The organism is Paenibacillus sp. NPDC058898, assembly GCF_049316025.1.
Lineage (GTDB): Bacteria > Bacillota > Bacilli > Paenibacillales > Paenibacillaceae > Paenibacillus_AQ.
The window spans coordinates 307,475-313,713 of the sequence record NZ_JBMOSM010000008.1 but is presented as its reverse complement, the minus strand read 5'-3'; the positions used below and the strand labels follow the sequence as shown (position 1 = coordinate 313,713).

Here is a 6,239-nt window from a genome sequence, read left to right as displayed (position 1 = left end):
ACAGGGGGTAATCCCCCATTTCCCCTTTTGAAGTGACCATTTGAAATGTGAGAAACCCTGTACTTTGAAAAAGTACAGGGTTTCTCGACAATCTGACCACCTTTAAAGGTGGTCTTTTTCCGCTGGAATGTTTGCTTGTACTAGGCCCGGAATGCTGCAACCTCTAATTTATTCTTATAAATAAGTTATTGGTCCAATACTATTTTCTCCTTCGATCATAGGATACATAGAATATGTTTAAAGGAGGATTTATTATGGCAGAAAAAGTAAAGGTAAGCCCGCAATTCCAAAAACTATGTACCCAATTCGGAAAAATACTAGGAGGCGAATCCGAAGTTGATGAAGGTCCGGTTTGTTTTGTCACGCGGATGACGAACCTAAGAGAGACCATCTTGGGAAGAAGAACGCGTTCCCCTTTGGTTCAAATGCAGATGTTTTCGTTTGAATCTCTTGATAAGTCGGGCCGCGCGCTTTGTTTGGGTGAGACTGCCGTGCATCAAAGTCAGGTTAATCGATTGATGTCGAATCTCCGTAAACGTGGGATAAAAGTAACGGCGCTTCATAATCACTGGCTAAAAGAACAACCTCGCTTAATGTATATGCATTGGGAATCCATTGATAATCCTGTTGCGTTTGCAAGAAAAACAAAAGAATCCATTGCATTCTTGGGTTAATGCAATTGAGCTATAAAGTTGTATTTATATCATTTAATGAGAGGATGATTTCGTATGGTGGCAGTGAAAGCAAGTCCTCGCTTTAGAAGATTATGTGACCAATTCTCAAGTATTTTAGGCGGAACGGAGCATGAAATTACAAAAGGCCCGGTTTGTTTTGTCTCCAGAAATAGAATAATTAAGGCATCTATTTTAGGCAGACGTACCACTTCTCCTTTGGTCCGTTACCAACTCTTCTCGTTTGAATCGCTGGACAGCTCCGGTCGCGCGCTCTGTTTGGGGGAAACGGCCCTCTTCCAAAGCCAAGTGAACCGTTTGCTGTCGAATCTTCGCAAAAATGGGATTAAAGTAACAGCCGTCCACAATCACTGGTTGTTTGAAAATCCCCGCCTGATGTATGTTCACTGGGAGTCGGTCGATAATCCCATTGCATTTGCAAGGAAAGTAAAACGTTCTATTGCTTTCTTGGGTTAATGTGGAGCAAAAAGAAGGTACTCGATATAGACAATTGAGCTGGTAAATATGTGAGGTCATAGTGGATATCATTCAATTTGTACCATTAGAAAAGCGACCGTGATCGGTCGCTTTTTTACGTTTTCACATTTGAAAAGGAAGGCGAACCACGCGTGTTAATTGAGTTCAGACATCATTGACGATCCTAATGATAGTTCTTGGATTCATTTTCTTTGTATTTGTCATCGCTGTCATGCAGCGCTTGTTTCCGGCGATCGTTGCGAGCCTGCTGCTGTTGCTGGGCCTCATGGCTGTTCACGGGTGTCTCTGCCAGCTGTTCCACCGTGTTGATAAGGTTCTTGTCCGGTTGGTTTGTGCTCAATTGAAAGCTCCTCCTTGTATACTTATATAGGTTAATGAGGATTATTATGTGCTGGCCGTTGTACGGATATACGTGTTGTAGATCTACAGTGGACGTTTGATGGCAACGATTCGTGAATGTATGGAACAAGATTATGTTATTGAGCACATAGAGCAGCGATTTCATTGCACGGTATTATGATATCCCTTCAATTTATTGTATTTGAGAGGGTACAACACACCTTGAGTGGGCGCAACCTCCGAAAGGAGGTGATGCGATGAACATTTCGTTTGGTGAAGTGCTTACCTTCGGGTTATTCCTGTTGGCCTTGCTAACTTACATCGATAAACGAAAGTAACCCACTCTTAGGTTGTCGCCGAAGTGGGTTACTTTCTGATCACACATGATCTTGGAGGGGATTCCACTCAAGATGTTGTACTGAGGACGGTTGGCACACCGTCCTTATTTCTATTCTTATCTTATCATACCCGTTTTTAGTCCTCAACGATTGTGTTTAGCAAATTATTATCCGGATGATCCCTCAACCGAAACTGCACTCTTTTCAGCAACTTCAAGACTTTTCACATATTCCTATACAGAATTTGTTACTATGATAGTACATAGATGCCTCATACCTAATGTTGAAATTCGTCAGGCATTTACTAATCTTTCTTCATTATCAATTGGATACAGGAGAAAACAAACGGGAGGGAATATATTGAGTACACAGAGAATGGGAGCTCCTTTGGAAGGCTTTGCTGAGTTTAGCCGAAAGGTCGCTGCCGAAGGTGCCGTATTGTTAAAGAATGAAGGACAGGTGCTTCCCCTTCAACCGAACGAAACCGTTGCTGTTTTTGGCAGAACGCAAATTAATTATTACCGCAGTGGTACGGGTTCGGGCGGGAGCGTTCATGTTTCCCATACAACGAATCTGCTCGGCGGCCTTAGGGATAAGAAGAACATCACCGTCAACGAACAATTGGCAGCGGCCTATGAACAGTGGATCGAACAAAACCCTTTCGATAATGGCGGCGGCGGTTGGGCAGCTGAACCGTGGCATCAGAAAGAAATGCCTCTGACCGATGAGCTGGTATCCGCAGCAAGACAGGCATCCGATAAGGCTATTGTTGTCATCGGGCGAACAGCCGGTGAAGACCAGGATAATGCCAATGAGCCGGGCAGTTACCAGTTAACGTCTGAAGAAAAAGCGATGCTGCAGCAGGTGACAACGCACTTCGAGCACACGATAGTTGTCCTGAATGTGTCCAACATTATCGATATGAGCTGGATGCCCGATGATAGTTATGTGCACCCGATTTCCTCTGTGATTTATGCTTGGCACGGTGGAATGGAAGGCGGCAACGCCATTGCAGACGTATTGGTTGGCGAGGTGACGCCTAGCGGCAAATTAACCGACACGATTGCTTATTCGATCGAGGATTATCCATCGACCCGTAATTACGGCAACGAGCTCAAGAATGTTTATCAAGAGGATATTTATGTGGGCTACCGTTTTTTCGAAACGTTTCGACCCGCTGCCGTCCAGTATGAATTCGGCTTTGGTTTGTCGTATACGTCGTTTGAAATCGAGCCACAAGAAGCCAGGTTGGTGGTTAGAGAGGGAGCGCAGTACGTTGAAATCGGAGTAAACGTAAAAAATATCGGGACCACCTATACAGGTAAAGAGGTTGTGCAAGTTTATTACGAAGCGCCGCAAGGCGTCCTGGGCAAGCCTGCCAAAGTGTTGGCGGCATTCGGAAAGACGCCGGAGCTTGGGCCGGGGGATTCGCAGACGCTCACGATCAGCTTCCCGGTCCACGCCATGGCTTCCTATGATGACGCCGGTGTGACGGGACAGGCTTCCGCTTATGTCTTGGAGGCCGGAACCTACCGTTTGTATGTGGGAACGAGCGTGAAGAATGTGAAGCCTATCGGTTTGGATGGCCAAGATGGTTACGTTGTAGAAACGCTGCAAGTTGTGGAGCAGCTGCAGGAAGCCATGGCGCCAATGGAAGGCTTCACCCGAATGAAGCCGGGGAGTCGCAAGGAAGACGGCTCATACGAACTGACATATACAGAGGTGCCGCAGCGCAAGATTAACATGGAGGAACGCATTCACCAAAAGCTGCCGCTTACCTTGGAACAAACGGGCAATCGAGGTTATACCTTAAGGGATGTTTATGAAGGAAAGGTCAGCATGGAAGCTTTTATCGCTCAACTAAGCGATCAAGACTTGGCAGTGATCGTCAGAGGAGAAGGCATGAGCAGTCCGCTGGTTACAGCGGGAACGGCTTCGGCTTTTGGCGGGGTGAGCGACAGCTTGCTCGATTACGGAATTCCGGTGGCTTGTACGGCGGATGGGCCGTCCGGGATTCGGATGGACAGCGGACAGCAAGCAACGCAGGTGGCTATTGGAACCCTGCTTGCGGCAACCTGGAACACTGAGCTGGTCGAAGAGCTCTATGTTATGGAAGGCCGAGAGTTACTTAGCTATAACATTGATACTTTACTTGGACCGGGTCTGAACATTCGGCGCAGCCCGCTGAATGGACGCAATTTTGAATATTTTTCGGAAGATCCGCTGATCTCGGGATTATTCGCTGCGGCATGCACGCGCGGGATTATGAAGGGCGGCTCCAATGCCACCCTGAAGCATTTTGCCTGTAACAACCAGGAGAAGCATCGCAGTAAAGTCGACGCTATCGTGTCCGAACGCGCCCTTCGGGAAGTTTACCTGAAAGGCTTTGAAATCGCGGTGAAGCAGGGCGGGGCCAACTCCATCATGACCTCGTATAACCCGATCAATGGACACTGGGCGGCTTCCAATTATGATTTGAATACCACTATTCTACGGGGAGAGTGGGGATTCCAGGGCATCGTGATGACCGACTGGTGGGCCATTATGAACGACGTAGTGAACGGAGGCCCAGCCGATCGCAAAAACACGAACTGGATGGTCCGCGCCCAAAATGATCTCTACATGGTGGTTATGAATTACGGTGCGGAAATCAATGCATGGGAAGACAATACCTTGGCATCCTTGGAAAATGGTACGCTGACTCGTGGAGAGTTACAGCGTAGCGCCATGAACATTTGTCGGTTCCTGATGCATGCGCCGGTATTTTCAAGAAAACAGGTGATCGAGGAAGCCGTAGGTACTTTTAAATCCGCTCCTTCTCTCGCGCCGGAACAAGCACAAACTTTATCGAAGAGCACGCAAGTAAAGCCGGTTGCAGCGGGGTCGACTTATGTGAAGGTGGAAGAATCCGGCGAGTACCGGATCATTGTGCGCATTATGTCTCCGGAATCCGAACTAGCCCAAAGCGCGTGCAACGTAACGCTGAACGACCAACCGGTAACCACGATTCAAACGAATGGTACCGACGGCAGATGGATTAGGCAGAAGCTTGTCAAAGTAGATCTGGAAGCGGGTTATTATGAGATGAAGCTGGATTTCGTCAAGCCCGGCTTGCAGATCGACTGGATTGAATTTAAACGGGTTTAAATCTAGAAAGACAGGGGGTATCCAACAGATCTAGGATCTTTTGGATACCCCTTTTTTCCTACTGATATCCAATATGTGTGACGAATATCATCGAAAAAATATTTGAAATTTGAATAATAAGGGTGATGCAAGAACTTAAAGAGATGAAAGGGTGTGAGACGTTTGGCATCAGCGATCCGTGAATGTGTGGAACAAGACTATGTTATTGAGCATGTGAAGCAACGATTTCATTGTACGGTATTATGGTGTGAAGGGCGTGCATGCCTGGAATATAACGGCGAGGAAGAGCTAGCGCGAATATCGGATTACGTAAAACAAACGTTTGATAAAGAGCTGCTGGACGTATTTTTCACAGCTATTGAAAGCCTTCCGCTGGATGCTTAAAGCATGATTATCTCATGCATTCCCTTGGCTGTCTTCGGACAGGGGAGCGACTCCCCTCGTCTCCATACCTTAAACCCGCAAAGAGCGGGTGCTTTTATATGAACGTGTAAATGATACAGCTCAGAAGATCCCCCATACAGCAAAAGACACTGACCGCAGGCCAGTGTCTTCTTCATGTTCTGAAGCAGGAACATACTTATTGATGCATCAAGTCGTTAGGAACAGCGCTAACAAAAACACTCAGGTTGATCCGGAGGTTCATTTTGCTGCACGTCGTCTGGGGAAGGTGTTGTGGTGTCATATGCAACTAATGCATGGGTGGCGTGACTGAGGATGGCACCTGCGCGAGTAGTCGTTGCTACGAATACAGCTTCAAGGATTTCTTCTCGTGTACCGCCTAATTGTTTGAATTTCTTCACATGAACGTCGATGCAATAAGGGCAACCTGTAACATGGGCGATGGCCACGGCAATCAGTTCTTTTGTCTTTAGCGGGATGTGATTGAGTGTCTGGTAGACGTCTTTTTCAAAGGCTAGAAAAGAGGCGGAGGCCTCGGGGGCAAGCTGCATAAGCTCAGGAATTTTCTTTAAGTTGGAAGAGTCGTAATAATGGGTCATAGCGGTCCCTCACCTGTCCCTCTCTTTATCCGGCAGGAATTGATCCCGAAAATACGGTTGATGAAGCAGATTCGAGTCAGGACATTAAACAATAAAACTAGCCCGATCAGACCGATGTACCTCCAGTTACTATCTAGATAAAAAAGAACAAACAGAAGAGGGGAACTCAGAATGAACCGGAATAACCGGTCGATACCACCGACATTTTTCATATCATACCTCCGCATCATTGGAATTAACTCCAT

The 6,239-nt window shown here is 46.8% G+C and carries 7 protein-coding genes; 4 read left to right on the top strand and 3 right to left on the bottom strand.

Annotated features, from left to right (window positions below; all coding sequences use genetic code 11):
• The first annotated feature begins 254 nt into the window (after positions 1 to 254).
• Positions 255 to 674, top strand: coding sequence for a DUF1259 domain-containing protein (locus ACOZB4_RS22415; protein WP_379416461.1), 420 nt, complete (start codon positions 255 to 257; stop codon positions 672 to 674).
• A 54-nt stretch (positions 675 to 728) separates the two neighbouring features.
• Positions 729 to 1,148, top strand: a complete 420-nt coding sequence (locus ACOZB4_RS22410; protein WP_379416459.1) for a DUF1259 domain-containing protein — start codon at positions 729 to 731, stop codon at positions 1,146 to 1,148.
• A 184-nt stretch (positions 1,149 to 1,332) separates the two neighbouring features.
• Here ACOZB4_RS22410 and ACOZB4_RS22405 read toward each other — a convergent pair whose 3' ends face one another.
• Entirely contained in the window at positions 1,333 to 1,509 is a 177-nt protein-coding gene (locus ACOZB4_RS22405; RefSeq protein ID WP_215162802.1) for a hypothetical protein, read from the bottom strand.
• Positions 1,510 to 2,206: 697 nt separating this feature from the next.
• On the opposite strand from ACOZB4_RS22405, the gene ACOZB4_RS22400 reads away from it, so the two are divergent.
• Entirely contained in the window at positions 2,207 to 4,993 is a 2,787-nt protein-coding gene (locus ACOZB4_RS22400; protein ID WP_379416456.1) for a glycoside hydrolase family 3 C-terminal domain-containing protein, read from the top strand.
• Positions 4,994 to 5,146: 153 nt separating this feature from the next.
• Entirely contained in the window at positions 5,147 to 5,377 is a 231-nt protein-coding gene (locus ACOZB4_RS22395) for a hypothetical protein (protein ID WP_379416454.1), read from the top strand.
• 227 nt (positions 5,378 to 5,604) lie between these two features.
• Here the strand turns inward: ACOZB4_RS22395 and ACOZB4_RS22390 are convergent, their stop codons facing one another.
• Together ACOZB4_RS22390 and ACOZB4_RS22385 are read right to left on the bottom strand one after the other, a co-directional pair.
• Positions 5,605 to 5,994 (bottom strand): carboxymuconolactone decarboxylase family protein, encoded by a 390-nt coding sequence (locus ACOZB4_RS22390; protein ID WP_379416451.1) that lies wholly within the window; start codon positions 5,992 to 5,994, stop codon positions 5,605 to 5,607.
• Positions 5,991 to 6,206: a YgaP family membrane protein gene (locus ACOZB4_RS22385; RefSeq protein ID WP_379416449.1), complete on the bottom strand. Its 216-nt coding sequence runs from the start codon at positions 6,204 to 6,206 to the stop codon at positions 5,991 to 5,993. The genes ACOZB4_RS22390 and ACOZB4_RS22385 overlap by 4 nt, the downstream gene beginning before the upstream one ends.
• Between the last annotated feature and the right edge of the window lie 33 nt (positions 6,207 to 6,239).

What these genes read in the sequence shown, in the direction of transcription:
- ACOZB4_RS22415 (WP_379416461.1), top strand. Translation starts at nt 255, where the DNA reads ATGGCAGAAAAAGTAAAGGTAAGCCCGCAATTCCAAAAACTATGTACC.
- ACOZB4_RS22385 (WP_379416449.1), bottom strand. Translation starts at nt 6,206, where the DNA reads ATGAAAAATGTCGGTGGTATCGACCGGTTATTCCGGTTCATTCTGAGT.
- ACOZB4_RS22410 (WP_379416459.1), top strand. Translation starts at nt 729, where the DNA reads ATGGTGGCAGTGAAAGCAAGTCCTCGCTTTAGAAGATTATGTGACCAA.
- ACOZB4_RS22390 (WP_379416451.1), bottom strand. Translation starts at nt 5,994, where the DNA reads ATGACCCATTATTACGACTCTTCCAACTTAAAGAAAATTCCTGAGCTT.